Genomic DNA, 25,468 nt, shown 5'->3' with positions numbered 1-25,468 from the left:
AGTAAATAATTGCTGAATGGTTTCACTTTATGGCGAAATAGTTCTTCTTTTGTCAGTAGGAAGGATTCTTATGTTGTATCACGAAAATCTTTATGTATGTAAATGAGTAAAGTTTGAGCATAAGGAGGAAATCGTGTGAGTCTTTCCATGCAATTAGAAGTAAAACGTGACGTCCTATGTGTGAGACTAGCGGGTGAATTAGATCATCATACTGCTGAAGAGTTGCGAACGAAAGTAACAGATATGATTGAGACACGTGGTGTTCATCATATTGTTTTGAGCCTAGAGAACTTATCGTTTATGGATAGTTCTGGTTTAGGTGTTATATTAGGCCGATATAAGCATGTAAAGGGATTAGGTGGAGAAATGGTTGTTTGTGCAATTTCACCGCCTGTTAAGCGTTTATTTGAAATGTCGGGCTTATTTAAAATTGTTCGCTTAGAAGAAAGTGAAGCGCATGCGCTCGCGACGTTGGGGGTGGCATAAATGAGAAATGAAATGAACCTTCAATTTTCAGCATTAAGTCAAAATGAATCGTTCGCTCGCGTTACAGTAGCTGCTTTCATTGCGCAACTAGATCCAACGATGGAAGAACTTACGGAGATTAAAACAGTTGTGTCAGAAGCAGTTACGAATGCAATTATTCATGGGTATGAAGGAAATGCAGAAGGTGTTGTTTATATTTCTGTAATTTTGGAAGATGCAATGGTGAAACTCACGATTCGAGATGAAGGGATTGGCATCTTTGATTTAGATGAAGCAAGACAACCCCTTTTTACAACTAAACCTGAATTAGAGCGTTCCGGAATGGGATTTACTATCATGGAAAATTTTATGGATGAAGTAGAAGTTATTTCAAACGAATCTTTCGGGACAACAATCCATTTGACAAAATACTTATCAAATAGTAACGCTCTATGCAATTAAGGAGAATAGCCTATGGACATAGAGGTCAAAAATGAGAAGAAGAAACCTCAGTTAAAGGACCACGAGCTAAAAGCGTTAATTCAACAAAGTCAAGATGGAGATCAACAAGCGAGAGATACAATCGTTCAAAGTAATATGCGTCTCGTATGGTCGGTTGTGCAGCGTTTTCTTAATCGAGGATACGAACCAGACGATTTATTTCAAATTGGATGTATTGGACTCTTAAAATCGGTAGATAAATTTGATTTATCTTTCGACGTGAAATTTTCAACATATGCAGTTCCAATGATTATTGGCGAAATACAGCGATTTTTACGTGATGATGGATCAGTGAAAGTGAGTAGATCTTTAAAAGAAACAGGAAATAAAATACGAAAGATGAGAGACGAGCTTTCGAAAGAATTTGGAAGAGCCCCAACGATTAATGAAGTAGCCGAAGCGTTAGAACTGACGCCAGAGGAAGTGGTTCTGGCGCAAGAAGCGAGTCGTGCTCCTTCATCCATACATGAAACGGTGTATGAAAACGACGGAGATCCGATCACTATTTTAGATCAAATTGCCGATCAATCTGAAACGAAATGGTTTGATAAAATTGCTTTAAAAGAAGCAATTAGAGAATTAGATGATCGAGAACGTTTAATTGTGTATTTACGCTACTATAAAGACCAAACCCAATCAGAAGTAGCAGAGCGCATAGGTATTTCGCAAGTACAAGTTTCAAGACTTGAAAAGAAAATATTAAAACAGATGAAAGATCGAATAGATGAATAACTGTCTATTCGATCTTTTTTGTTATTGAGAATGGAAAAATTATAATTTTCACAAAAGTTAACAGAATTTATTGATAATTTAGTAAATTTAAAATATAATCCAATTATGAACTTGTCACAAAGGGGGAAGGAAATATGGAAACGAGGCAACAATGGGGAACGCGGGCTGGATTTATTTTCGCAGCGGTCGGCTCTGCCGTTGGATTAGGAAACATATGGCGTTTTCCTTATACAGCGTATGAAAATGGAGGAGGCGCATTCTTTTTACCGTACTTATTCGCATTATTAACGACTGGTATTTCATTATTGGCGTTTGAATTTGCTCTTGGGCATCGTCACCGTGGTTCAGCACCACTTACATTCTTCCGTATTAGTCCGCGTGCTGAATTCATCGGATGGTGGCAAATGTGCGTGACGTTTATCGTTTCAACATATTATGCAGTAATTATTGCTTGGTCTATTTCGTATACGTATTTTGCAATTACTGGAGCATGGGGGAAAGACACGCAATCATTTTTATTTAAAGAATATTTGCATGTTGCAGATAAGCCAGGGCAGTTTGGAGGGCTCGTACCTGAAGTATTAATTCCATTAGCTCTCGTTTGGATTATTGTGCTTGGTGTAGCATTTAAAGGAGTTAAAAAAGGAATCGAAGTCGTTAACCGTATTTTCATTCCTTTACTAGTTGTTATGTTCCTTATTATCGTAGTTCGTGCAGTGACGATGGAAGGTGCGATGCAAGGATTGGATGCATTCTTTAAACCAGATTGGAGTCGTATTTTTGATGGAAAGGTATGGCTTGCTGCTTATGGCCAAATTTTCTTTAGCTTATCTTTAGCATTTGGAATTATGATTACGTATTCTAGTTATTTACCGAAAAACTCAGATACAACAAATAATGCCTTTATTACTGGCTTTGCAAACTCAGGATTTGAATTATTAGCAGGGATTGGGGTCTTTGCAGCTCTTGGGTTTATGGCAAACAATATGGGAGTACCGGTTGATAAAGTAGCAAGTGCTGGTGTAGGGCTTGCGTTCGTAGTATTCCCGCAAATTATTAATGAATTACCGATGTCATCGTTATTCGGCGTATTATTTTTCTTATCATTAACGGTTGCTGGAATTACATCCCTCATTTCGCTTGCGGAAGTATGTTTTGCGGCCGTATCTGAAAAGTTCAGCTTAAGCCGCCAAAAAACAATTGGAATTATGGGGACGCTTCTCGTACTAGTTTCTCTTGTTTTTGCAACACGTGGGGGGCTTATGTTCCTAGATGTTGTTGATTATTTTGCTAATAACTTCGGATTAATTTCAATTGCATTAGTGGAAGTAGTTACGATAGGGCTCATTCTACGCCGTTTACCAGTTTATCAAAATCACGCAAACTTCGTATCTGATATTAAGTTAGGGACGTTTTGGAGAGTGAGTTTACTCGTTATTACCCCGCTTATGTTAGGATACATGCTAATTGATGGTACAATCCAAAATATTAAAAAGAACTACGGAGATTATCCAACGGAGTTTGTCGTAACATATGGTTGGTCAATTGCAGCAGCGTTCCTTATCGTTGCACTAATCATTAGTCTAAAGAAATGGAATGCACAAATACATTCAGATTCTGCTAAGCTTGAAAAAGAATGGAAAGATCGGGGTGTTTCATAATGAGCGGATCAGCGATTATGATGATGGTTATTGGTATGGTAGTCATTTGGGGAGGACTCGCATTAAGTATTGCAAATTTATTTAAGAAAAAGGCATAAACTAAAAAAACATCTGTACCGAAACGGTACAGATGTTTTTTTTATGAAAAAATTGTATTAGAAAAAAATTCAATAACCATACTACAACTACGAGGAAGAGTGAAGAGGTGAATGGAAATTGGAACAAACAATTTATATTAAAATGCGTAATCGATTAAAAGTTTCTCCTACGTATGAAGTGAAACTGGGTGATGTTGCTCAACTTGCCGGAGATGCTCTCGTAGTTCAGTCGTTACAGGATGAGGTAGTTTACAAAATAACAGCGCATGATAAGACGCATGTTGTAATTGATGTTATGAAAATAATTGAGATTATTAGGCAAAAAGCGGCTCATATACAAATTAATTTACTCGGTTCTGGACAAACTCTTGTTGAAATTATATATGAAAAAAAGAAAGTACATCCAATTTTCTTCGGACTTGTATGGTTGTTACTTTTTATTGGAGCGGCCCTTGCGATTATTTATTTTCATGAAGATGTAAGCATGCAACAAGTGCACCAGCGATTATATTACATGATTACAGGAGAATTTAAGGCGCAGCCACTTTTATTTCAAATTCCGTATTCAGTAGGTCTCGGGTTAGGTATGGTTTTATTTTTTAATCATGTATTTCAAAAGCGAATTAATGAAGAGCCGAGTCCGTTAGAAGTAGAGATGTTCCAATACCAGCAATCACTTGACCAATATGTAATTGTTCATGAAAACAAGGACAATATGAAACAACTTGCCGATGATTGAATCTGGGTTTGTTATTGTAATTGGTTTGGCGGGAGGAATTGCAGTAGGTAGCGGATATGTCGCGTTTTTAGCTGTACTTGGTATAATCCCCCGGCTAGCTCAATTAACGAGAAGTGGAAAGCACATTCAATATTTTGAGTGGGCCGTTATTGCAGGTACGTTAACAGGAGCTTGGTGTAGTTTAAAAAACATTACGTTTCAAACGTCGCAATATTGGCTTGTTATATTAGGTATATTTTGTGGTACATTCATTGGAATGCTCGCAGCCGCATTAACAGAGGTGTTAAATGTTCTACCTATTTTAGCGAAACGAGTAGGGGTAGAGGGGAAAATTGTTGTTTTACTCGTTGCTCTTGTACTTGGGAAAGTAATAGGCTCGTTGTTTCACTGGATTTATTTCGTAAAGTAGGAGGCAATATATAAATGACAGGGCGAAAACTAAAGGATGATTACGTAAATAAAGTGAAGGAGTACCATCCGAAACCAAATTATTTCATAAATTGTGTTAAAGCATTTCTTGTAGGTGGACTCATTTGTACAATCGGGGAAGTATTGATGAAATTTTATATACATTATTTTCATTTCAGTGAACAAGAGGCAGGAAATCCGACAGTTGCCACTCTTGTATTATTATCGGCGATTTTAACAGGTTGTGGTGTATATGATAAAATCGGTCAATTTGCTGGAGCAGGATCGGCCGTACCTGTTACTGGATTTGCGAATTCTATGGCGAGCGCTGCGTTAGAACATAAGAGTGAAGGAATTGTGCTTGGTGTTGCTACAAATATGTTTAAGCTGGCGGGAAGTGTTATCGTTTTTGGGGTCGTTGGTGCATACGTTATTGGGTTAATAAGGTATACTTTTAACATTTTTATGTCTTAAAGGAGGGGCTAGTATGAGGTTGACTGGAAAACAAACGTGGGTATTTCAAAATGATATTTATGTGAATGCAACCGGTACTGCTGTCGGTCCAAAAGAAGCTGAAGGCCCTCTCGGAAAGGATTTTGATATTTCATACGATGATTTACATTGCGGAGAGGAAAATTGGGAACTTGCTGAACGAAGATTAATGTCAGATTCAATTCAGCAAGTCGTGCAAAAAGGAAATATAGAAACATCACAAATCGATTTCTTTTTGGCGGGTGATTTATTAAATCAAACAGTGACAGCAAATTATGTTGCGCGTAAGTGGGGGATTCCCTTTTTAGGGATGTTTAGCGCTTGTGCGACCTCGATGGAGACTTTAGCGGTCGGATCCGCCTTTATAGATGGTGGGTTCGCAAATCGTGTTTTAGCGACGGTAAGTAGTCATAATGCAACGGCTGAAAGACAGTTTCGTTATCCAACCGAGTATGGGGGACAAAAGCCAGGAACAGCAAATTCCACTGTTACAGGTGCGGGATCCATATTAATTAGTAAAGAAAAAAGTGCCATTAAAATTACGGCAGCTACGATTGGAAAAGTGCAAGATTTAGGAATTGCGAATCCTTTAGATATGGGATCGGCCATGGCACCTGCTGCTGCTCATACAATTCAGCAACACTTTGAAGATTTGAAGAGAAGTGCCGATGACTATGATTTGATTGTTACCGGTGATTTATCAGCTATTGGGACACCAATCGCGAAACAGCTGTTACTGGAAGAAGGTTATGATCTTGGACATATATATAATGATTGCGGATTAATGATTTATGATTCCGGTCAAGAAGAAGTATTTGCTGGTGGTAGCGGTTGTGCTTGTTCAGCAGTTGTCACATATGGTCATTTATTAAGCGAGATGCAAAAAGGGAATTTACAACGAATTTTTGTCGTTGCTACTGGCGCGTTATTAAGTCCGATGATGATGCAGCAGAAAGAAACAATTCCAACCATTGCACATGGTGTCGTATTTGAGAGAGTGAAGGGAGAGTGAATTGTGGATTTTATATATGCTTTTCTTGTAGGAGGTGCTATTTGTGTAATTGGACAAGTATTGTTAGATTTCGCAAAGTTAACACCAGCCCATTTAATGGCGACCTTTGTAGTCATAGGAGCAGTGTTAGATGGATTCGGATTATACGATAAGCTCATAAAGTTTGCTGGTGCTGGTGCGACAGTTCCTATTACAAGTTTTGGACATTCCCTATTACACGGGGCAATGCATGCGGCAGAAAAACACGGATATATAGGGATTGGTATGGGTATGTTTAGTTTAACGTCTGCAGGCATTTCCGCAGCGATATTATTTTCATTTTTTGTAGCACTTATATGTAAACCGAAAGGATAAATCAAATGAGACGAAGGGTTGTTTTGGTCACAGATGGAGATGAATATGCAAAGCGAACAATTGAGCTTTTAACGAAGGAATTTGGGGGAAGGTGTATTTCGGCATCACAAAGTAATCCAACCAAATTGACAGGGAAGAAAGTTGTTGAGCTTATTATGCAAACGCCATATGACCCTGTATTTGTCATGTTTGATGACAGTGGATTTATTGGAGAAGGATCTGGTGAAAAGGCTTTAAAATATGTAGCCACACATAAACAAATTGATGTACTGGGGATTTTGGCAGTAGCGTCTAATACACATCATTGGGAATGGGCACGCGTAGATGTAAATGTAGATCGGAACGGGAACTTAACCGAATATGGTGTTGATAAATTTGGACTTCCAGATGGAGAAATTGGCAGAATTAGCGGAGATACAATTTATTGTTTAGATGATCTGAATGTTCCTGTCATTGTGGGAGTTGGTGATATTGGTAAGATGTGTGGGAACGATGAATGGGAGAGGGGATCACCTATTACTAGAAAAGCGATTCAATTAATTTTGGAAAGGAGTGGTTTTTATGACGAAGCCTAAAAAAGTGGAAATCCCAATTTCATCTTTCATAAGTGATAATGAAAATTACTTAAAGCAAACAGCTGGACTGGGTGTTACATACGATGTTGGTATTCGTAAATTTCAAATTTTAAATAAAGAAATTGGTGTGTTATTTGTAAACGGACTTTGTGATACAAATTATATTATCCCTATTTTAGAAGAAGCGGTGGATACAAATGAAATAAGGGATGTAGAAGAAGATACAGTGAAGCTTTTAGAGAATCGTTTAATCCATCAACAAGTAAGTAAAGTGAAAACGATGGATGAGGTAATGCTCCAAGTATTATCAGGACTCATCGTTATATTTGTGGAAGGTGAAACGGAAGCGTTCGCAATAGATGTTCGTAGCTATCCAGGACGAACACCAACAGAACCTGATACTGAAAAAGTAGTACGCGGTGCGAGGGATGGATTTGTTGAAAATATCGTTGTAAATACAGCGTTAATTCGTAGGAGAATTCGAGATCCACGTCTTCGAAATGAAATGATTCGAGTAGGAGATAGATCGCAAACGGATATTTGTATTACATATGTACAAGATGTTGCAAATCCAGATTTAGTGAAGATAATAAAACAAGAATTAAGTAACATTGAAATAGATGGAATTACGATGGCGGATAAAACGGTAGAGGAATTTGTAGTTAAACAAGGTTATAATCCCTTCCCACTTATTCGATACACAGAAAGACCAGATGTAGCAGCAAATCATCTACTAGAAGGACATGTGTTAGTACTTGTTGACACATCACCGAGTGCTATGATTACTCCAACAACATATTTCCACCATTTACAGCATGCAGAAGAGTTTAGACAAAATCCAGCTGTAGGTACATTTTTACGTTGGGTACGTTTTTTAGGTGTTATATTTTCGCTGTTTTTACTGCCATTTTGGTTGGTGTTTGTTTTTGATCCAACTCTTTTACCGGAAAGTCTCGCTTTCATTGGACCGAACAAGATGACGCATTTACCAATTTTATTACAAATTTTGATGGCCGAAATCGGACTAGAATTTTTAAGGATGGCTGCCATTCATACACCGACATCATTGTCGTCTGCAGCAGGATTAATTTCTGCCATATTAATTGGTCAAATTGCTATTGATGTAGGTTTGTTTGTACCAGAAGTAATTTTATACGTAGCAGTTTCTATGATTGGAGCATATGCAACACCGAGTTATGAACTAGGGCTTGGGAATAAAATCGGAAAGCTATTTGTCATTATTTTGACAGGTATATTTCATGAAATGGGATTTGTAATTGGTATGACGATATTGATTTTATTTTTAACGTCTATAAAAAGTTTACAAACACCTTATTTATGGCCGTTTTTACCATTTGATTGGGGCGCATTAACAAAAATTCTACTCCGTCCAACGATGTCTAGTTTAAAAGTACGCCCAAGTATTGTAAAACCTCAAAATGTAAAAAGACAAAAATAAACGGGATTATACACCCGTTTATTTTTTTAGCAAAAATTTATTGTTTTTTAACAAAAATCAAACATTTTTTGTGTACACTTAGAGTAGATATTGTGTATGTATGGAAGGGGAAGAGGACATGATTAAATTATTTGTAAGTGATTTAGATGATACGCTCGTTTACAATGTGAATCATATGCAAAAAGAAGATGAACGTGCACTTTGTTGGTTAGCTGAAAAAGGGACAAATATTTGTTTTGCCTCTGGCCGCTTTACTCATCGAATCGATGAAGTCGTAAATAGGTTTTCATTCCCGTATTACACAACTAGTTTAAATGGAGCGACGATGTTACTGCCGGATGGAAAAATATTTCATGAATCAAGTTTTGAAGATGGGATTGCCCAGGAAATATATCGATATATCCATAAAAAGGGACTAGCAGATATTGTTTGTGCAAATGAGCAACGGTATACAAAAAGAAAGAATGAACATCATCATACTTTTGAGACGTATATGGGCGTGCATATTGCTGAGATAGAAGCATTAGAAGCGGAATTTGGTAAGACTGTACATCCTGCAAAATTGTTTGTTTTTGGGGAAGAAGAGACAATTGCAGCATTAGATGAAGAGTTACGAGATACATTTCAGAGCGAAGCGGAAGTTTTTATGTCTGGTAAACGCTATGTTGACATTATGCCAAGGGGAGTAAGTAAAGGGAGTGCTTTAAGGCGACTAATGGAACATTTGCAAATTGAAGCAAATGAAGTTGCATGCATTGGAGATTCTTTCAATGATATTTCTATGTTTGAAGTAACCCCGCATTCATTTACTCTTCATCATGCTCATCCATATGTGAAGGAGAAGGCAAATCATATTGTTCGTTCGGTTGAAGAAGCTGTTATGAAATTGCCGTTACTTGTATAAAAAAGAAGCTCGTCAGTGACGAGCTTCTTTTTACTTGAATAACGATTTAACAAAATCAATGATACTTGAGAAAAAATCTTTAACTTTATCTAGGAAACCTTGCCCTTCTTCAGATCCTAAAAAGGCAGAAACGTGTTCTTTTGCTTTATTTAACTGACTGCCAACTTGATTCCAATCGATATTAAGATTTTTCATTTTATCAAATAGCGCAACTAAGTTATCTAACTGTTCATCCGTTAATGTAATACCAAGTTGATCCGCAATTTTTTGAATTAATGAACGTAAATCTTCAGTCGTTTTTGGCTGTTCTTTGGCAATTTCTTCTTTAATTTTTGCAACAAGTTGAACTGCTTTTTCTTCACCAATTTTATCGCCGAGCTGGGCTGTTTGCACCATTTCTTCGTTGGCTACTTTTTTTACTTCTTCAGGAATTGCTTTGTTCGATGTTGTTTCATAGGCTTTCATTAAACCGGTTAAAGCAGCGGTTCCTGAGACTTTAAATGGTGCAGTAATTTGAATTTCTGCATCTTTCACACCTGCTGTAATAAGTGCGTTTGTGTACATTGCATCTGTTATCGAATTAATGTTTTTTGAACGTACAATGAGACCAGACCCTGGCTTTGTGTATGTAATCATAGAAGAGGAAATTGCTCTCGTACCAATTTGGGCTTTTGGAACAATCCCTTCTAGAAATTTATGTTCTTCCGCATTAGACACAGTAATGATTGTAGCATCTTTTGGTGCTTTCATTTCTTGTAACAGATCTTGTTTTTGTTGTTCAGACAAGTTTTCTCCTAGTGTAACAATTGATTCTCCTTCGATGATGTCTGCAAACGAAGCTGTTGGCATTATAAATACCGTTACAGCTAATAGCAGAGCTAGTAATTTCGTTTTCACGAAAAATCGCTCCCTTTCTCTTTCTAAAATTTTCGGGCAACACAGTTATTATAGTATATATTTCTTATTTGTCACCTAGCTTTTTCCACATTTCAAAAAAGAAGTATGTAGATTGTCGGATTCTTTTTGTTTCTAGTCATGAATGTGGTAATATAGTGCTGAGATAGTTGAAAGGAGACATATACGTATGAAAACTTTAGGATACATATTAATGGAAAATGGCGAAAAAATCGATTTAGAATTTTTCCCAGAAGAGGCACCAAAAACAGTAGAAAACTTTAAAAAACTAGCAGAGCAAGGATTTTATGATGGTGTGACATTCCACCGCGTTATTCCTGGCTTCGTAAGCCAAGGTGGAGATCCAACAGGAACAGGTGCAGGTGGCCCAGGTTACTCTATCCCATGTGAAACTGATGGAAATCCTCATAGACACCTTGTTGGATCACTTTCTATGGCTCATGCTGGCCGTAATACAGGCGGTAGCCAATTCTTTGTTGTTCATGAGCCACAACCACATTTAGATGGTGTACATACTGTATTCGGTAAAGCAACAAGCGGTATTGAAACAGTATTAAACATGCGTCAAGGTGATGTAATGAAAGAAGTTAAAGTTTGGGAAGAATAAGTTAATGGAAAAAGAGAGCGATTGCTCTCTTTTTTGCTTTTTTAATAGGAATGTGTATGTCGTTTACAGTACATGATACAAGTAGTACTGTTATTGCAGTGAAAATATGTCGCTTATGAGAACAAAAATTTAACAAATTACATAGAATACATTAGATTACATGTTTCAATAAATATTTTTTATTACATTTATTTTGCTAGAATTCATTTGCACTCAGATGATGAATAGTGAAATGATAATGAGCGGTGGATGTTTCTTTTCACTTTCATATAACAGTATTTTTCTTTCATCTACTTAGGAAAAATAGTACTGAAACATATATTTGACTTTCTTCTTTTTGCTTTGTATGATTATCAAGTTGTTTTAAGCCCTTCTCACTCTGTTGAAAATATTGTAAAATGAATGTGATATGAAAAGAGTGGTTGAGGGGATTAATAGTTTGTAACTTTTGTAAGAAGGGATAAGGGTTATGTTAATTCGTTTTAAAAAAAGTTATGAAAAGATTGCAATGGGGCTTCTTTCATTTATGCCAACAGAAAAAGATGTGAAAACATTACAATTGACTATGAAAGATTATGAAGCAAAGGATGATTGGCAATTGTATTTGTGGAAACAAAACGAAGATTTTGTTGGGATAATGGGGATTGTAAAAAAAGAGAATCAAGTTTTGGAAATTCAGCATTTGAGTGTGAACCCATCTCATCGTCATATGGGTATTGGGACGAAGATGGTACAAGAGTTAAAGAGTAAATTTCTTGAGTTTACAATTTGCGGAAATGAGCAAACAGCAAGTTTTTGCAAAAAGTGTAAAGGGCTAGAACAAAATATACATTCGTGAAAGCAGAGATAAGTAGTTTATTATCTCTGCTTTCTTTTTTGTAATTGTTCGTTGCGTTCAGTAATGACTTCTGTTCGATCACGTAATGTATGCTTATGTATGATATATTCACTAGAAGTAGCATTCACGTCTTTCCAAGGGAGGTTTTGTTCCTGGCATAATTCCATGCAGTGCTTTTCTAATGCTCTATCTGATAATGGTAAAAATAACGGTGTGAAATCTGCTTCTTTCTGTATAGATTGCAATCTATCCTTGAGTAAGAATAGAAGTTGTGTGGTATTTATTCCTAAACGTAGTAAAGGTGCACTGTTTTTTTCTAAAATCGTTATGGCGCTTTTCATCATCTTTTCTGCGCCATTCCAGTTAGAGCGTCTTTGGTGGTATAAAGAAACTGCAATTTGAATGAGACCGACTAAATAATGATCACGATCTCCTCTTGGTTTTTCCTTCCAATATTCTTCCAGTATTTCGTGACATTCAAAATAATCATAATCTCCGTGAAAATGAATTAAAAATTGTATGTATTCGGTAGGATACATGTTTTTCACCCCTGTTTAACGGTTATAAATACAAGTGTATCATAGAAATATGAACAATAAACGACTAGGGAGTATTCCCTAGCCGTTATTGTTCATATTAGCAGAAGCAAGCTGCCCCTACAATAATTAGTAAAATAAACAATACAACAAGTAATGCGAACCCACCACTAAAACCGCAATCAACGTGACCCATAGTTTTTTGACCTCCTACATTGTTCTTACTACACTGTTATCATATGAAGTGGTGGGCATGATGACATAGGCATCGGTCTATTTTTAATTAAATTTCTTAAAAAGGTTGGATAGAACATGAGTATGCTCTATACTTATGTTGTTATAGAAAAAATGTGGTGGGATGCTTTGTGCAGTATAATTTTAAAGTAGAGGCTTTTGAAGGGCCTTTAGATTTATTGTTACATTTAATACATCGTTATGAAATTGATATATATAATATTCCTGTAGCGGAAATTACAGAGCAATATTTATCTTATGTTCACACGATGAAAGAACTACAATTAGATGTTGCAAGTGAGTATTTAGTAATGGCTGCGACTTTATTACAAATTAAAAGTAAAATGTTGTTGCCGAAACATGAAGAAGATGTACTTGATAACGGTGATGACTTTATAGATGATCCTCGTCAAGAATTGATGGAGAGGTTAATTGAATATAAGAAATATAAGCAAGTTGCTACTGAGCTAAAAGAAAGAGAACAAGAAAGAGCACAGCTATATACACGTCCGCCAATTGATTTTACATCATTGCAACAAGAAGAGGAGACAAACTTGCCTCTTGATGTTACGTTATATGATATGCTAGCGGCATTTCAAAAATTAATGCGCCGTAAAAAAGCAAAGAAACCTGTAACAACACGTATTACTCGTCAAGAAATACCAATTGAGAAGCGCATGATTGATATTTTAAAGCAGTTAGAAATACAAGGTGGTCGTCAAAGTTTTTATGATTTGTTTGTTGATGATGAACGGGAAATAATGGTTGTAACATTTTTAGCGGTTCTTGAGCTTATGAAAAATCAACAAATCATAATTGAACAAGAACATAATTTTGATGAAATTTTCGTATCAAGCTCTACTAAATCTGCATAGAGTTAGTATGGAAAATGGGATGGAAATATTATATCTCATGCTAGGTTTGAATGTATCGTTTGGAACAAGAGAAAAAATATTGAACCGAACGCATTGATTGTGATTCGGTTTTTTGATGTGTATTTTTATGGAGAAAATTGGAGGAAGGAGCTCGTAAAATGGATAGAAAAGAACAGAAATCAATCATTGAAGGGCTTTTATTTGTTTCTGGTGATGAAGGGATTTATCCAGAACAAATAGCGAAAGTGCTTGAAATTGAAGGAAATGAAGTAATCGATATTTTAGAAGAAATGCAAGAAGAATGTGAAGGTGCACACCGCGGTTTGCAAATTGTACAGTATGCAAAAGTATATCGTTTTGCTACAAAGAAAGAACATGCTTCGTACTATCAAAAATTAATAGATATCCCAACAGCGGCTTCACTTTCTCAGGCTGCTTTAGAAACGTTAGCGATTGTGGCATATCGTCAACCGATTACAAGGACTGAAATGGAAGAGATTAGAGGGGTAAAAACCGATAAGGCGTTACAAACGTTAGTTTCACACTTACTTATAAAAGAAATGGGACGAGCAGAAGGGCCAGGGCGTCCTATTTTATATGGAACAACGAAAGAATTTTTGGATACATTTGGATTGAAAACATTAGATGATTTACCAGCACTTTCTGAAGAGAATGAACAAATGAATGAAGCAGATTTATTCTTTGGTTCTTTACAGGAGATATCGAAATAAAAGCTTAGCATTTTGCTAAGCTTTTTTTGTATATCAATTATATACCGTGCCATACTAATTGAAAAAAGGAGACGAGTTATGAGAAGTATGCGAAGTATTTTATTGTTAGTTTCTGTTTTGTTATGCTTTTCTTTAAATAGTACATCGGCCAAAAGATACATGATGTCTATTCATACCGCGTCTCCTTTACATATGCAGCGGCAACATTTTGGGAAAATGAAAGTGAGTTTTTTAAAAGTTGGGCAAGGTGATGCGACACTTATTATATTGCCAAATGGACAAACGATGTTAATTGATGGGGGACCTTATGAAGCTGGAGAGGTTATCATTCAAAAACTAATCGAAAAAGGGATTAACCATTTAGATGCTATCGTCAGTACGCATCCTGATATGGATCACATTGGAGGACTCATTCCGATTGTAGAGCAAATGCCGGTATCACTTATATTAGATAGTGGAAAAACATATAGTTCTTTTACTTATCACACATACCGGAATCATATTAAAAAAAGAGGGATTCCTTTCGTTTCAGTAAAAGAGGGACAATACATACCGCTAGATCCGCATGTTTCCATACAAGTATTAAACAATGGGAAATCAAAAGATGAAAATAATGAATCTTCAATTGTGTTAAAGGTACGATACGGAAAAGCGGATTTTTTACTAATGGGTGATGCTGATGTGCGGACGGAAACTGAAATATTAAAGCAATTCGATGTACATGCAGATGTGTTAAAGGTAGGACATCATGGCTCCTATACCTCAACAAGTGAAATGTTTATAAAGAAAGTAGAACCACAGTTTGCGATTCTTTCATATGGGAGCAGAAATCCGTATGGACATCCTCATCAAAGTGTAGTGAGACGATTAAAACAGCGTGGTATAATGATGTATGGAACAAATAAACGTACAGTAGAAATGGAAACAGACGGCGAGCATATTACAATAGGCTCTAGTGGATTAATGCCATTACTTAAGTGAGTAATATGATAGGGGATACTCTCCCTTTTTGGAAAACTGAATAACATATATTATAATTGCAAGAGACGTACTAAGTTTCCTTTTTGTTAAACAAAGAGGAAATTTCATTCGAATGTCTAGACAACTACTCGTGCATATATTAAGATGGAATTAGGCGAATAAGGTAATAATAACAAGTAGGTATTTCATGGGAAAGGATCGATGAAAATGAAAACGCAAGCTGTCATCAATGCCAAAATTTATACAGGTCAAGAAGTAGTGGAAAACGGATTTATTCGTTACGCAGAAACAATTAAAGAAATTGGTTTGATGGCTCAATATGTATCACAAGAAAATGAAGCGGTTTTAGATGCGGCAGGGAAAATTGTGATTCCAGGTATGATTGATGTTCATATTCATGGTGGATACGATATTGATGCGATGGATGCAAATAGCGATGGGTTAGTAACTCTAGGTAAAGAAATGTTAAAAGAAGGAGTTACAACTTACTTCCCAACAACAATGACACAAGCTCCAGAAGCAATCGAAGCAGCATTACATGCTGCGAAAGAAGCGAAAGAAAAAGGAGCACATTTCGAATATATTCACTTAGAAGGACCGTATGTTTCAAAAAAACGTGCAGGTGCACAACCACTTGAACATATTGTTCCTGCGAATATTGAACAATTTAAACAATGGCAGGAAGCAAGCGGGAATCTAATTAAATTAGTAACATATGCACCTGAAGAAGAAGGTGCGTTAGAGTTTGAGCAGTATCTTGCTGAAACTGGTGTTGTTGGCACAATGGGGCATACAGATGCAATTGATGAGCAACTAAAAAATAGAAACATTACACATGCAACGCATTTATACAATCAAATGCGTGGATTACATCACCGTGAACCAGGAGTTGTTGGTCATGTGTTATTAAATCCAGATGTAATGGTTGAAGTAATTACAGATGGTATTCACATTCACCCTGATATGGTGAAATTAGCATATAAATTAAAAGGACCGAAAAAAGTAAGTATTATTACTGACGCAATGCGTGCAAAGGGTCTTGAAGATGGATTATATGAGCTTGGCGGACAGCCAGTACATGTAAAAGATGGTAGTGCTCGATTAGAAGATGGAACGTTAGCGGGTAGTATTCTAAAAATGGATCAAGCTTTCCGAAATGTAATTGAATTTACAGGTTGTTCAATCGAAGATGCAGTACTGATGACATCAGTTAACCAAGCAGAAGAGTTTGGATTAAATCATAAAGGTGCATTAGCGGTAGGAAAAGATGCAGACTTTGTTGTGATGAGTGAAGATTTACATGTATATGATACGGTTCGTTTAGGAATTCATATGAAGGAAGGGAAGTAATTAAATGAATATTCTTGTTGTAAAAAATCCAGAAGAACTAGCAGAAGCAGGTTATAAATTAATTGAAGAAGTTGTAAAAACAAAAGAAAATCCAACATTAGGAATGGCTACAGGAAGCTCTCCATTAGGTATTTATGCAGAAATGCGAAAAAATAAACTTGATACAAGCCGTGTAACCACTGTAAACTTAGATGAGTACGTAAATTTACCACATGAAGATAAAAACAGCTATCACTATTTCATGCAAGAACAGTTGTTTGATCATCTTCCATTTAAACAAACTTATGTACCAAACGGGATGGCAAGTGATTTAGAGGAAGAGTGCAAACGTTACGAGGGCATTCTAGCTGCTAACCCAGTTGACCTACAGATTCTTGGAATCGGTGAAAACGGTCACATCGGATTTAACGAACCAGGAACGCTGTTTAATTCTCCAACAAACATTGTTGAATTAACAGAATCTACACGCCAAGCAAACCTTCGCTTCTTCGAAAAAGAAGAAGATGTGCCAACTCATGCGATTACAATGGGAATCGGAAGCATTATGAAAGCGAAACAAATTCTACTTGTTGCTATGGGTGCTAAAAAGGCAGAAGCTGTTAAAGAATTATTGCAAGGTGAATATAGTGAAGCGTGTCCTGCTACAGTTTTACAACGTCATCCGAATGTAACCGTAATCGCTGATCAAGAAGCTCTATCTTTATGCAGTGAGGCGATTGCTGATGAACATCGACAAGTATTCACCATTTCCGATCTATTATCAGATTCAAGAGTGGGTGAAACAGCTAATTGAGGACGGCGAATGGAAGCCGGGAGATAAAATCCCATCTGAGAATGAACTTTGCGATAAGTTCGAAGTGAGTCGTATGACAATCAGACAGGCGATTAATAATTTAGTGGAACAAGGTTATTTATATCGGAAACGTGGAATCGGTACGTTTGTCCAACTTCCGAAAGTGGAACAAAAATTGCAAGGAATGACGGGATTCACAGAAGATATGATTTCTCGTGGGATGAACCCAAGTAGTCAATTACTTAGTTTCCGCCTCGTTCCAGCTACTGCGAAAATAGCAGACCGGTTGAGAATACAGGAGGGGGAGTCGGTTTATGAAGTGAGGCGTATTCGCTTAGCTGATGATGAACCGATTGCTTTTGAGACGACATATTTGTCGCCAGCTCTTGTAAAAGATATTAACGAAGAAATATTGCAACAATCTTTATATGAACATTTAGAGAAAAAACTGGGCTTTAAACTTGTTAGCGCTACTCAATCAATTGAAGCTTCAATTGCAACGGATAATGAAGCTGAACATCTGCATATTCCTAAAAAGGCGCCAGTGCTTGTAATGCGTCAATGGTCATATTCAGAAGGTGAAGTACCGTTAGAGTATGTGAAATGTATTTATCGTGGGGATCGTTATAAGTTTATTACAAATATCGCACGTAACAAATAATATATTTCAGTTTGTGAAGTACAGTTAATGTCAAATTGTTTAACATGTAAAGAAAAAATACGACTCATCCTTACAAGGAGTGAGTCGTATTTTTATTATGAGCAATTACGTGGTTAACAGCATCTTTAACTGTATTTACTACATAGTGAGCATGTTCTTTTACTGCGTCATCAGCTTGAGACATAGCAAAACTGTGAGGAGTTAAAGAAAACATTGGAATATCATTATAAGAATCCCCTATGCAAGCAATTTCCTCTGGTTGTATTTGAAATTCTTGTAATAAAACAGAAATAGCAGAACCTTTACTAATATTAGGTGGCATTACATCTAAACATTGTTCTGCTGAAATGAAGGTACTAACTTTTCCATGGAATTTTTCATCAAGTTTTTTCTGAAGGAGTTGTAAACTTTCCTTTGTTCCGCCGACAGAGATTTTATTTGGGAAAATAGTATCATCAATTTTTTCTAATAGATGCGGTTCTTCAACGGAAGTCATTGTTACTTGTTGTTCAAGTTCATGAATAAACGGTGTTTTCTCTTCAATGTAATAATTATGTTCATCACTTACATAACGAAAATAAGGATCTTCATTTGTCATCGCTAGCAAATCAGGAAGAATACTGGAATCAAAAGTTGCAGATAATAGTTGCTTATTTTCGTGTGTGTATACAAAAACACCATTGACACTAATACGGTGGAAATTTGTATTTACAGTTTGCATTAAATTTGCAATTTCATTATCAAGTCGGCCAGAAGCGAAACAAAGAATAACATTTTGCTCAGCGAGACTGCGAAGTGCTGCAATATCTTGTTCGTCAATTAATCCTCCGTGTTGCATCATTGTACCATCGATATCACTTACAAACATTTTAATCATGTTGTTATCTCCTTTCTATGTACAGTTGCTCTTACATTATACGCATCATATATAAACATGTCTAAAAAATGAATTTTTATGAAATGGTAGATGTTTTACATTGACGACAAAGAAGGATGTTCTGTAACATAAAAGCAGGCTATTTAAGTACGAGGGTGGTGTTATATGAGTAGTTATCTAGAAATTAAAAAAGTTTTAAACAATAATGTCATCATTGCTAGCCATCCTGAACACGAGGAAGTAGTAGTGATTGGTAAAGGAATTGGTTTTGGAAAAAAAGCGAAAGATGTATTGGAGCAAGAACAAATTGAAAAAATGTTTGTTTTAAAAAATGAACGTGATCGTGAACAATACAAACTGTTAGTGCCACATGTGAGTGAAAAATTAATTGAATTAATGAATGATATTATGTTCTATATTCAAGAAAAAGCAAAATCACCATTAAATGAACATATTCATATCGCTTTAACAGATCATATTTCTTTTGCAATTAAGCGATTAAAGCAAGGGCTTACAATTGATAATCCTTTTTTAGTTGAAACGAAAATGCTCTATCCAGAGGAGTATGAAATTGCTGAAGGTGTTGTAGATCTTTTAAATTCTCGTTTGCAAATTACATTGCCAGAAGGAGAAATTGGGTTTATTGCACTCCATATTTACAGTTCACTTACAAATTCAGATTTATCTTCAGTTAATCAAAACTCCCGTCTCATTGCACAGCTTGTATCTTTAATTGAGACAAACTTACAAATTACATTAGACCAAGAAAGTATTCACTATTTACGCCTTATCCGTCATTTGCAATATGCGATTGAACGGGTGAAAAAAGGAGAAAAAGTAGAGGAATCACAAAGTTTTGCTGATTTATTAAAGGCGGAATATCCCGTTTGTTATAATTTAGCTTGGAAGCTAGTTAAGGTCATGCAAAAAGAATTGCAACTTCCTGTGTATGAAGCAGAGAGCATATATTTAACCATGCATTTGCAACGCTTAGTGAAAGCAGAACGTGTGTAAAAAGACATATATTTTTGTCTAAAATGAAAACGTTAAAAAAAATCATTGAATCGCTTACAATAGTTATGTATAATAACTATTGCAAAGTTATACAAATTTCGACAAACAAATTAAGGCAAGTAACGAAAACGTTTGCCTTAATTATAGTGAACTTATACGTAAACCTATTTTTGACACGTGTTACTGATTCGATCAGGCATGAGTGGAGAAAAGTAAGGAATGTAAGCTAGAGAAAGGGATATACTACCCTTTGTATAGCTATCGTTCTATCTTTTTTTCCTCATGTCTTTTTGGCGTTTGTCGGAAGGTATCAATATAGATAAGAGAGGAAGGGTTTCCATGTTTAAGAAGATCTTTGGTGTTCTTCAAAAAGTCGGAAAAGCGCTTATGCTTCCAGTAGCGATTTTACCGGCAGCAGGTATTTTACTTGGATTTGGTAATGCATTTCAAAATCCACAGTTAACAAATGTTATTCCTGCTTTAAAAGCAGATTGGTTCGTAATGGTAGCAAAAATTATGGAACAATCTGGTGATATTATTTTCGCTAACCTTGCATTATTATTCGCAGTTGGGGTAGCAATTGGTTTAGCTGGTGGAGACGGAGTAGCTGGTTTAGCAGCATTTGTCGGCTACTTAATTATGAACAAAACGATGAGTGTGTTCTTAGAAGTAGATAAGCTAGTAAAAGTAACAAGTTCTGGAGCAGATCCAGTAAAAATCGGATTTGCAGATCCAGCATATGCAAACGTATTAGGAATTCCAACGCTACAAACGGGAGTGTTTGGTGGTATTATCGTCGGTATAGTAGCCGCATATTGCTACAATAAATACTTCAACATTGAATTACCATCATACTTAGGTTTCTTCGCAGGTAAGCGTTTCGTACCGATCGCAACTGCAACATTTTCTTTAGTAGTAGGTATTATCATGTGTTTCGTTTGGCCATACATTCAAGGTGGCTTAAATACGTTCTCACATCAAATGATTGATGCAAATAGAACAATAGCCGCATTTATATTCGGTTTAATTGAACGTTCATTAATTCCATTTGGATTACATCACATTTTCTATTCACCGTTCTGGTTCGAATTCGGGCAGTATACAAATGCAGCTGGCGAATTAATCCGTGGTGACCAAAAAATCTTTATGGCACAGTTAAAAGACGGTGTAGAATTAACAGCAGGTACATTTACAACTGGTAAATATCCGTTCATGATGTTCGGTCTTCCAGCAGCAGCATTAGCAATGTACCATGAAGCACGTCCAGAAAATAAAAAATTAGCAGCTGGTATTTTAGGTTCTGCTGCATTAACATCTTTCTTAACAGGTATTACAGAACCACTTGAATTTTCATTCTTATTCGTAGCACCAGTATTATTCGGAATTCACGCAGTATTCGCTGGTCTATCATTTATGACAATGCAAATTTTAGGTGTTAAAATTGGTATGACATTCTCTGGTGGTTTAATCGACTTTATGTTATTCGGTGTACTACCAGGCCGTACAGCATGGTGGTGGGTAATTATTGTTGGTCTTGTACTAGCAGTTATTTACTACTTCGGATTCCGCTTTGCAATCCGTAAATGGAATTTAAAAACACCTGGTCGTGAAGTAGCTAATGCTAATGACGGTGCAGGGAAAACTGAAGCGGGTGAACTTCCTCGTGAAGTATTAGTAGCACTTGGTGGTAAAGAAAACATTGCTTCTCTAGATGCTTGTATTACTCGTTTACGTGTGCAAGTTAACGAACAAAAGAATGTAAACAAAGACCGCTTAAAAGAGCTTGGAGCAGCTGGTGTACTTGAAGTTGGAAATAACATTCAAGCTATTTTTGGACCAAAATCTGACACATTAAAATCACAAATTCATGATATTATGTCAGGTCGTACACCTCATGTTGAAAAAGAAGAGGCTGTAAAAGTAGAAGAAGCTCCTCAAAAAGTTGATGAAAACGAAACAATCGTTTCACCAATTGAAGGGAAAATCTTACCGATTACAGAAGTACCTGATCAAGTATTCTCAGGAAAAATGATGGGAGATGGATTTGCAATCGAGCCAACAGAAGGAACAGTAGTTTCTCCAGTTAATGGTGAGATCGTCAACGTATTCCCTACAAAGCATGCGATTGGCATTCAATCTGAAGGAGGAAAAGAAATTTTAATCCACTTCGGTATTGATACTGTAAAATTAAATGGTGAAGGTTTTGAAGCACTTGTAGCACAAGGCGACCAAGTGAAACAAGGACAACCATTATTAAAAGTAGATCTTGCATTTGTAAAAGAAAATGCACCATCTATCATTACACCAATTGTCTTTACGAATTTACAACAAGGACAACAAGTCGAATTGAAAAAAGATGGAAATGTTAAGAAGGGCGAAAACGCTATTATTGACATCCAGTAGGAATTTGACGCAAAATGTTTATAATTATAATAGGCGATGTGGTTGACCGAACATCGCCTATTATATACAATAGATGATGTAGTACTCACGTCTATACAACTAAAAAATACTGTAATTTAAAGGAGATAAATTATCATGGAAAAAATCTTTAAAGTAACTAGCGACTCAGGAATTCATGCTCGTCCAGCAACTCTACTTGTAAACACTGCAAGCAAATTTGGTTCTGACATTAACTTAGAGTATAACGGAAAAAACGTTAACTTAAAATCAATCATGGGCGTTATGTCTTTAGGCATTCAACAAAACGCAGAAATTAAAATCACTGCAAATGGTGATGATGCAGCTCAAGCACTAGCAGCTATCGAAGAAACTATGAAAAACGAAGGATTAGGAGAATAATGACTCTTAACATTCAAGGGATCGCTGCATCAAGTGGGATTGCTATTGCAAAGGCTTTCAGACTTGAGAATCCTGAATTTAACATCGAAAAGAAATCAATTACAAACGAAGCTGCAGAAATTGCACGCTTAGACGCTGCGCTTGAGAAAGCAAAAACTGAATTAGAAGCTATTAAGGACCACGCTTTTGCTGAGCTAGGTGCTGATAAAGCTGCGATCTTTGAAGCACATTTATTAGTGTTAAATGATCCAGAATTAGTAAACCCAGTAAAAGATAAAGTAAATAGCGAAAAAGTAAATGCTGAATTTGCAATGGATGAAGTTGCATCAATGTTTATTTCTATGTTTGAAAACATGGATAACGAATATATGAAAGAACGCGCTGCGGACATTCGTGACGTAACAAAACGTGTTCTTGCACATTTACTAGGCATTAACTTCTCAAATCCTGGTACAATTTCTGAAGAAGTAATCATCATTGCTGAAGATTTAACACCATCTGATACAGCTCAGTTAAACCGTAAGTATGCAAAAGGTTTTACAACTGATATCGGTGGCCGTACATCTCACTCTGCAATTATGGCTCGCTCTATGGAAATTCCAGCTGTTGTTGGTACGAAAGTTGTTATGGAGAAAATCCAAAACGGCGATATCGTAATCATCGACGGTTTAGATGGAGAAGTAATTGTAAATCCATCAGAAGAAACTCTTCGTTCTTTTGAAGAAAAGAAAGCGAAATTTGAAGAGCAAAAAACTGAATGGGCAAAATTAAAAGACCAAGCTACTGTAACAAGTGATGGACATCATGTTGAGCTTGTTGCAAATATCGGAACACCAAATGATGTACAAGGTATTATTGATAATGGCGGAGAAGGCGTTGGTTTATACCGTACAGAATTCTTATACATGGGCCGTGACAATCTTCCAACAGAAGAAGAGCAGTTCGAAGCGTATAAAGCAGTTCTTGAAGGTGTAAAAGAAGGTCAGCCTGTTGTTGTTCGTACACTTGATATCGGTGGAGATAAAGAGCTTCCATACTTACATTTACCAAAAGAAATGAACCCATTCTTAGGATACCGTGCAATTCGCTTATGTCTTGATGAGCAAGATGTGTTCCGTACACAACTTCGTGCATTACTTCGTGCTAGCGTATACGGTAACTTAAAAATTATGTTCCCAATGATTGCAACTCTTGATGAGTTCCGTCAAGCGAAAGCAATCTTATTAGAAGAGAAAGCGAAACTTGTAGAAGCGGGTACAACTGTTTCTGATTCTATTGAGGTTGGTATGATGGTTGAAATCCCAGCTTCAGCAGTATTAGCAGATCAATTCGCGAAAGAAGTTGATTTCTTCTCTATTGGAACAAATGATTTAATCCAATACACAATGGCTGCAGACCGTATGAACGAACAAGTATCTTACTTATACCAACCATATAACCCATCTATTTTACGTCTTGTAAAAATGGTTATCGATGCTGCTCATAAAGAAGGCAAATGGGCTGGTATGTGCGGTGAGATGGCGGGAGATTCACTTGCTATCCCATTATTATTAGGATTAGGTTTAGATGAGTTCAGTATGAGTGCAACATCTATTCTTCCTGCAAGAACACAACTAAGCAAGTTGTCAAAAGTAGAAATGGAAACATTAGCAGAAAAAGCATTAATGATGTCAACTGCTGAAGAAGTTGTTGAACTAGTTAAAAGCATATAATCAATAAAAAACCTGAGTCGATTTGAAATCGGTCTCAGGTTTTTTCTATAGAAAAAATAAAAGTTAATTTGTTACGATAATAAAGTACAGGACTAGATAACGATTGCAACAATATCAGTTGGGCATACACGTAAAAGACCCTCACCAGTTGAGAAAAGAGCAACACCATTTGCAAAACCTTCAAATACTACCGCAGCAAATGGGTCGGCGATATCTCTAACAATTAAACTGGTAATTTCTGTTCCTACAGATATGTTAGCAAGCAAGTTACATACCGCAGGGCGTTGTGGTCTAACTACCTCTTTCTCTTTCTCACGATGGTCACAATCTCTTTCACGATGATGACAGTCTCTAAAGTTATCACAGCATCCAAATGATCCAAACATAATCCTCATCACCCCCTTCACACTTATAATCTATGTAAGTTCGGTAGTTGGTGATTGGACAGAGCGTGGAATTTTTTCTAGGGGATTTTCTCATTTTAAAAGACTAGGCCGGTATTTAGTAGGGAATGATGTTTAAGATAGGGGAAGTATCACAAAAAATGTAAAGACCACCGAAATGAATGAAATAGGTAGCCTTTACACTTTTTTACTTTTATATAAAACGATGATATATACAGGAAGAGCTAAGAGTAGTGGTACAATGGATCGTGCAGTATGTTTTTCTGATTCTAATTGGAACGCTTCTTCTTTGGGAAATTGTAATACCGAAATGTTTGCAGCATCGCCAATAAAATATAGAAGCAGTACAGTTACTATGTAACATAAAAGTGCAATAAAGCTTCCGTATGAACTCAATGAAAATCCCTCTCTTGTTATCTATTTGTTATCATTGTATCATAATTGTAACAAAAACACACGGTTATATTTCGGTGATTTAACAAGATTCGACACGAAACGCCATTTATATTTAGAGAAATAGCATAAAATTTACTATTTCTCTATGCGTAGATGTCGAATAATACATTGTAATATTACGGATGTGTAACAGAAAAAAAGAAACGAAGGTAATGAAATTACCTTCGTTTCTCAGAGTGTTGGGAAACCCTTTAGGGTTCCCAACACTCTGATATCTTTTTTGATTTTAATGAAAGCAAACAACATGAAATAATAGAATTTAGAAAAATAGCCCTCCACTAA

At 36.3% G+C, this 25,468-nt stretch carries 31 protein-coding genes and 1 pseudogene; 26 read left to right on the top strand and 6 right to left on the bottom strand.

Annotated features, from left to right (window positions below; genetic code table 11):
- The first annotated feature begins 135 nt into the window (after positions 1-135).
- The 13 genes from spoIIAA (at position 136) to ACTFOB_RS21085 (ending at position 9,400) form a co-directional block, all read left to right on the top strand.
- Complete coding sequence (gene spoIIAA / locus ACTFOB_RS21145; protein WP_048530890.1) at positions 136-486, top strand: anti-sigma F factor antagonist; 351 nt, start codon at positions 136-138, stop codon at positions 484-486.
- Complete coding sequence (gene spoIIAB, locus ACTFOB_RS21140; protein ID WP_440028737.1) at positions 487-927, top strand: anti-sigma F factor; 441 nt, start codon at positions 487-489, stop codon at positions 925-927.
- A gap of 12 nt (positions 928-939) precedes the next feature.
- Positions 940-1,698: an RNA polymerase sporulation sigma factor SigF gene (sigF, locus tag ACTFOB_RS21135; RefSeq protein WP_000350733.1), complete on the top strand. Its 759-nt coding sequence runs from the start codon at positions 940-942 to the stop codon at positions 1,696-1,698.
- 134 nt (positions 1,699-1,832) lie between these two features.
- Entirely contained in the window at positions 1,833-3,359 is a 1,527-nt protein-coding gene (locus ACTFOB_RS21130; protein WP_440028735.1) for a sodium-dependent transporter, read from the top strand.
- Entirely contained in the window at positions 3,359-3,457 is a 99-nt protein-coding gene (locus tag ACTFOB_RS21125) for a methionine/alanine import family NSS transporter small subunit (protein ID WP_000016829.1), read from the top strand. Before ACTFOB_RS21130 ends, ACTFOB_RS21125 begins: the two co-directional genes overlap by 1 nt.
- Before the next feature lie 118 nt (positions 3,458-3,575).
- On the top strand, positions 3,576-4,196 hold the full coding sequence (spoVAA, locus tag ACTFOB_RS21120) for a stage V sporulation protein SpoVAA (protein ID WP_440028733.1): 621 nt from the start codon (positions 3,576-3,578) through the stop codon (positions 4,194-4,196).
- Complete coding sequence (gene spoVAB, locus ACTFOB_RS21115; RefSeq protein ID WP_440028731.1) at positions 4,189-4,605, top strand: stage V sporulation protein SpoVAB; 417 nt, start codon at positions 4,189-4,191, stop codon at positions 4,603-4,605. The genes spoVAA and spoVAB overlap by 8 nt, the downstream gene beginning before the upstream one ends.
- A 14-nt stretch (positions 4,606-4,619) precedes the next feature.
- Positions 4,620-5,078 carry a stage V sporulation protein AC gene (gene spoVAC, locus ACTFOB_RS21110; RefSeq protein ID WP_440028730.1) on the top strand — a complete coding sequence of 153 codons (459 nt, stop codon included), beginning with the start codon at positions 4,620-4,622 and terminating at the stop codon, positions 5,076-5,078.
- Positions 5,079-5,091: 13 nt separating this feature from the next.
- Positions 5,092-6,108, top strand: coding sequence for a stage V sporulation protein AD (gene spoVAD / locus ACTFOB_RS21105; protein WP_440028728.1), 1,017 nt, complete (start codon positions 5,092-5,094; stop codon positions 6,106-6,108).
- Positions 6,109-6,111: 3 nt separating this feature from the next.
- On the top strand, positions 6,112-6,462 hold the full coding sequence (gene spoVAE, locus ACTFOB_RS21100; RefSeq protein ID WP_000345909.1) for a stage V sporulation protein AE: 351 nt from the start codon (positions 6,112-6,114) through the stop codon (positions 6,460-6,462).
- Positions 6,463-6,467: 5 nt separating this feature from the next.
- Entirely contained in the window at positions 6,468-7,037 is a 570-nt protein-coding gene (locus ACTFOB_RS21095) for a stage V sporulation protein AE (RefSeq protein WP_440028725.1), read from the top strand.
- Complete coding sequence (gene spoVAF, locus ACTFOB_RS21090; protein ID WP_151632930.1) at positions 7,024-8,496, top strand: spore germination protein SpoVAF; 1,473 nt, start codon at positions 7,024-7,026, stop codon at positions 8,494-8,496. Before ACTFOB_RS21095 ends, spoVAF begins: the two co-directional genes overlap by 14 nt.
- A gap of 100 nt (positions 8,497-8,596) precedes the next feature.
- On the top strand, positions 8,597-9,400 hold the full coding sequence (locus ACTFOB_RS21085) for a Cof-type HAD-IIB family hydrolase (RefSeq protein WP_440028722.1): 804 nt from the start codon (positions 8,597-8,599) through the stop codon (positions 9,398-9,400).
- A 30-nt stretch (positions 9,401-9,430) separates the two neighbouring features.
- Here ACTFOB_RS21085 and ACTFOB_RS21080 read toward each other — a convergent pair whose 3' ends face one another.
- Positions 9,431-10,297: a DUF1002 domain-containing protein gene (locus ACTFOB_RS21080; protein ID WP_151632926.1), complete on the bottom strand. Its 867-nt coding sequence runs from the start codon at positions 10,295-10,297 to the stop codon at positions 9,431-9,433.
- A 187-nt stretch (positions 10,298-10,484) separates the two neighbouring features.
- Here ACTFOB_RS21080 and ACTFOB_RS21075 point away from each other — a divergent pair, with 187 nt between their 5' ends.
- From ACTFOB_RS21075 to ribT, 3 genes and pseudogenes are all read left to right on the top strand, one after another.
- A complete protein-coding gene (locus ACTFOB_RS21075) occupies positions 10,485-10,922 on the top strand; it encodes a peptidylprolyl isomerase (RefSeq protein WP_000853785.1) in 438 nt (145 codons plus the stop codon).
- A gap of 220 nt (positions 10,923-11,142) precedes the next feature.
- A pseudogene (locus ACTFOB_RS21070) lies at positions 11,143-11,324 on the top strand (hypothetical protein).
- A 67-nt stretch (positions 11,325-11,391) separates the two neighbouring features.
- Complete coding sequence (gene ribT / locus ACTFOB_RS21065) at positions 11,392-11,760, top strand: GNAT family N-acetyltransferase RibT (protein ID WP_000908397.1); 369 nt, start codon at positions 11,392-11,394, stop codon at positions 11,758-11,760.
- A gap of 20 nt (positions 11,761-11,780) precedes the next feature.
- Here the strand turns inward: ribT and ACTFOB_RS21060 are convergent, their stop codons facing one another.
- Both ACTFOB_RS21060 and ACTFOB_RS21055 read right to left on the bottom strand, forming a co-directional pair.
- Positions 11,781-12,299 carry a DUF309 domain-containing protein gene (locus ACTFOB_RS21060; protein ID WP_440028720.1) on the bottom strand — a complete coding sequence of 173 codons (519 nt, stop codon included), beginning with the start codon at positions 12,297-12,299 and terminating at the stop codon, positions 11,781-11,783.
- Positions 12,300-12,396: 97 nt separating this feature from the next.
- On the bottom strand, positions 12,397-12,492 hold the full coding sequence (locus ACTFOB_RS21055) for a YjcZ family sporulation protein (RefSeq protein WP_000510194.1): 96 nt from the start codon (positions 12,490-12,492) through the stop codon (positions 12,397-12,399).
- Between the two features lie 169 nt (positions 12,493-12,661).
- On the opposite strand from ACTFOB_RS21055, the gene scpA reads away from it, so the two are divergent.
- From scpA to phnF, 6 genes are all read left to right on the top strand, one after another.
- Positions 12,662-13,405, top strand: coding sequence for a segregation/condensation protein A (gene scpA, locus ACTFOB_RS21050; protein ID WP_001199757.1), 744 nt, complete (start codon positions 12,662-12,664; stop codon positions 13,403-13,405).
- A 158-nt stretch (positions 13,406-13,563) separates the two neighbouring features.
- Positions 13,564-14,136: a segregation/condensation protein ScpB gene (gene scpB, locus ACTFOB_RS21045; protein WP_151632921.1), complete on the top strand. Its 573-nt coding sequence runs from the start codon at positions 13,564-13,566 to the stop codon at positions 14,134-14,136.
- A 78-nt stretch (positions 14,137-14,214) separates the two neighbouring features.
- A complete protein-coding gene (locus tag ACTFOB_RS21040; protein WP_440028719.1) occupies positions 14,215-15,117 on the top strand; it encodes a ComEC/Rec2 family competence protein in 903 nt (300 codons plus the stop codon).
- A gap of 207 nt (positions 15,118-15,324) precedes the next feature.
- Positions 15,325-16,467: an N-acetylglucosamine-6-phosphate deacetylase gene (gene nagA / locus ACTFOB_RS21035; protein ID WP_440028857.1), complete on the top strand. Its 1,143-nt coding sequence runs from the start codon at positions 15,325-15,327 to the stop codon at positions 16,465-16,467.
- Between the two features lie 4 nt (positions 16,468-16,471).
- A complete protein-coding gene (gene nagB, locus ACTFOB_RS21030; RefSeq protein ID WP_440028718.1) occupies positions 16,472-17,260 on the top strand; it encodes a glucosamine-6-phosphate deaminase in 789 nt (262 codons plus the stop codon).
- Complete coding sequence (phnF, locus tag ACTFOB_RS21025; protein WP_002194085.1) at positions 17,190-17,921, top strand: phosphonate metabolism transcriptional regulator PhnF; 732 nt, start codon at positions 17,190-17,192, stop codon at positions 17,919-17,921. Before nagB ends, phnF begins: the two co-directional genes overlap by 71 nt.
- A 70-nt stretch (positions 17,922-17,991) precedes the next feature.
- Here phnF and ACTFOB_RS21020 read toward each other — a convergent pair whose 3' ends face one another.
- On the bottom strand, positions 17,992-18,798 hold the full coding sequence (locus ACTFOB_RS21020; protein ID WP_440028717.1) for an HAD family hydrolase: 807 nt from the start codon (positions 18,796-18,798) through the stop codon (positions 17,992-17,994).
- Between the two features lie 165 nt (positions 18,799-18,963).
- On the opposite strand from ACTFOB_RS21020, the gene glcT reads away from it, so the two are divergent.
- From glcT to ptsP, 4 genes are all read left to right on the top strand, one after another.
- Entirely contained in the window at positions 18,964-19,812 is an 849-nt protein-coding gene (gene glcT, locus ACTFOB_RS21015) for a glucose PTS transporter transcription antiterminator GlcT (RefSeq protein WP_440028716.1), read from the top strand.
- Between the two features lie 339 nt (positions 19,813-20,151).
- Positions 20,152-22,215, top strand: coding sequence for a PTS glucose transporter subunit IIABC (gene ptsG, locus ACTFOB_RS21010; RefSeq protein ID WP_440028715.1), 2,064 nt, complete (start codon positions 20,152-20,154; stop codon positions 22,213-22,215).
- A 135-nt stretch (positions 22,216-22,350) separates the two neighbouring features.
- Entirely contained in the window at positions 22,351-22,614 is a 264-nt protein-coding gene (gene ptsH, locus ACTFOB_RS21005; RefSeq protein WP_000411080.1) for a phosphocarrier protein HPr, read from the top strand.
- The gene (gene ptsP, locus ACTFOB_RS21000; RefSeq protein ID WP_440028713.1) at positions 22,614-24,326 is read left to right on the top strand and encodes a phosphoenolpyruvate--protein phosphotransferase; all 1,713 of its coding nucleotides are present in this window, start codon (positions 22,614-22,616) and stop codon (positions 24,324-24,326) included. The genes ptsH and ptsP overlap by 1 nt, the downstream gene beginning before the upstream one ends.
- Positions 24,327-24,418: 92 nt before the next feature.
- Here ptsP and ACTFOB_RS20995 read toward each other — a convergent pair whose 3' ends face one another.
- Together ACTFOB_RS20995 and ACTFOB_RS20990 are read right to left on the bottom strand one after the other, a co-directional pair.
- Positions 24,419-24,712, bottom strand: a complete 294-nt coding sequence (locus tag ACTFOB_RS20995) for a DUF3915 family protein (protein ID WP_440028712.1) — start codon at positions 24,710-24,712, stop codon at positions 24,419-24,421.
- 195 nt (positions 24,713-24,907) lie between these two features.
- Complete coding sequence (locus ACTFOB_RS20990; protein ID WP_000100487.1) at positions 24,908-25,126, bottom strand: hypothetical protein; 219 nt, start codon at positions 25,124-25,126, stop codon at positions 24,908-24,910.
- Positions 25,127-25,468 lie beyond the last annotated feature (342 nt).

This window comes from Bacillus cereus group sp. MYBK79-1, from assembly GCF_051915365.1.
Classification (GTDB): Bacteria; Bacillota; Bacilli; order Bacillales; family Bacillaceae_G; genus Bacillus_A.
The sequence above is the reverse complement of the archived record's forward strand: the minus strand, read 5'-3'. Positions and strand labels throughout refer to the sequence as shown.

Excerpts from the sequence above, each read along its gene's own strand:
- spoIIAB (WP_440028737.1), top strand. The coding sequence starts at position 487 with ATGAGAAATGAAATGAACCTTCAATTTTCAGCATTAAGTCAAAATGAA.
- sigF (WP_000350733.1), top strand. The coding sequence starts at position 940 with ATGGACATAGAGGTCAAAAATGAGAAGAAGAAACCTCAGTTAAAGGAC.
- ACTFOB_RS21130 (WP_440028735.1), top strand. The coding sequence starts at position 1,833 with ATGGAAACGAGGCAACAATGGGGAACGCGGGCTGGATTTATTTTCGCA.
- ACTFOB_RS21125 (WP_000016829.1), top strand. The coding sequence starts at position 3,359 with ATGAGCGGATCAGCGATTATGATGATGGTTATTGGTATGGTAGTCATT.
- spoVAB (WP_440028731.1), top strand. The coding sequence starts at position 4,189 with ATGATTGAATCTGGGTTTGTTATTGTAATTGGTTTGGCGGGAGGAATT.
- spoVAC (WP_440028730.1), top strand. The coding sequence starts at position 4,620 with ATGACAGGGCGAAAACTAAAGGATGATTACGTAAATAAAGTGAAGGAG.
- spoVAD (WP_440028728.1), top strand. The coding sequence starts at position 5,092 with ATGAGGTTGACTGGAAAACAAACGTGGGTATTTCAAAATGATATTTAT.
- ACTFOB_RS21095 (WP_440028725.1), top strand. The coding sequence starts at position 6,468 with ATGAGACGAAGGGTTGTTTTGGTCACAGATGGAGATGAATATGCAAAG.
- spoVAF (WP_151632930.1), top strand. The coding sequence starts at position 7,024 with ATGACGAAGCCTAAAAAAGTGGAAATCCCAATTTCATCTTTCATAAGT.
- ACTFOB_RS21085 (WP_440028722.1), top strand. The coding sequence starts at position 8,597 with ATGGAAGGGGAAGAGGACATGATTAAATTATTTGTAAGTGATTTAGAT.
- ACTFOB_RS21075 (WP_000853785.1), top strand. The coding sequence starts at position 10,485 with ATGAAAACTTTAGGATACATATTAATGGAAAATGGCGAAAAAATCGAT.
- ribT (WP_000908397.1), top strand. The coding sequence starts at position 11,392 with ATGTTAATTCGTTTTAAAAAAAGTTATGAAAAGATTGCAATGGGGCTT.
- ACTFOB_RS21060 (WP_440028720.1), bottom strand. The coding sequence starts at position 12,299 with ATGTATCCTACCGAATACATACAATTTTTAATTCATTTTCACGGAGAT.
- ACTFOB_RS21055 (WP_000510194.1), bottom strand. The coding sequence starts at position 12,492 with ATGGGTCACGTTGATTGCGGTTTTAGTGGTGGGTTCGCATTACTTGTT.
- scpB (WP_151632921.1), top strand. The coding sequence starts at position 13,564 with ATGGATAGAAAAGAACAGAAATCAATCATTGAAGGGCTTTTATTTGTT.
- ACTFOB_RS21040 (WP_440028719.1), top strand. The coding sequence starts at position 14,215 with ATGAGAAGTATGCGAAGTATTTTATTGTTAGTTTCTGTTTTGTTATGC.
- nagA (WP_440028857.1), top strand. The coding sequence starts at position 15,325 with ATGAAAACGCAAGCTGTCATCAATGCCAAAATTTATACAGGTCAAGAA.
- nagB (WP_440028718.1), top strand. The coding sequence starts at position 16,472 with ATGAATATTCTTGTTGTAAAAAATCCAGAAGAACTAGCAGAAGCAGGT.
- phnF (WP_002194085.1), top strand. The coding sequence starts at position 17,190 with ATGAACATCGACAAGTATTCACCATTTCCGATCTATTATCAGATTCAA.
- ACTFOB_RS21020 (WP_440028717.1), bottom strand. The coding sequence starts at position 18,798 with ATGATTAAAATGTTTGTAAGTGATATCGATGGTACAATGATGCAACAC.
- glcT (WP_440028716.1), top strand. The coding sequence starts at position 18,964 with ATGAGTAGTTATCTAGAAATTAAAAAAGTTTTAAACAATAATGTCATC.
- ptsG (WP_440028715.1), top strand. The coding sequence starts at position 20,152 with ATGTTTAAGAAGATCTTTGGTGTTCTTCAAAAAGTCGGAAAAGCGCTT.
- ptsH (WP_000411080.1), top strand. The coding sequence starts at position 22,351 with ATGGAAAAAATCTTTAAAGTAACTAGCGACTCAGGAATTCATGCTCGT.
- ptsP (WP_440028713.1), top strand. The coding sequence starts at position 22,614 with ATGACTCTTAACATTCAAGGGATCGCTGCATCAAGTGGGATTGCTATT.
- ACTFOB_RS20995 (WP_440028712.1), bottom strand. The coding sequence starts at position 24,712 with ATGTTTGGATCATTTGGATGCTGTGATAACTTTAGAGACTGTCATCAT.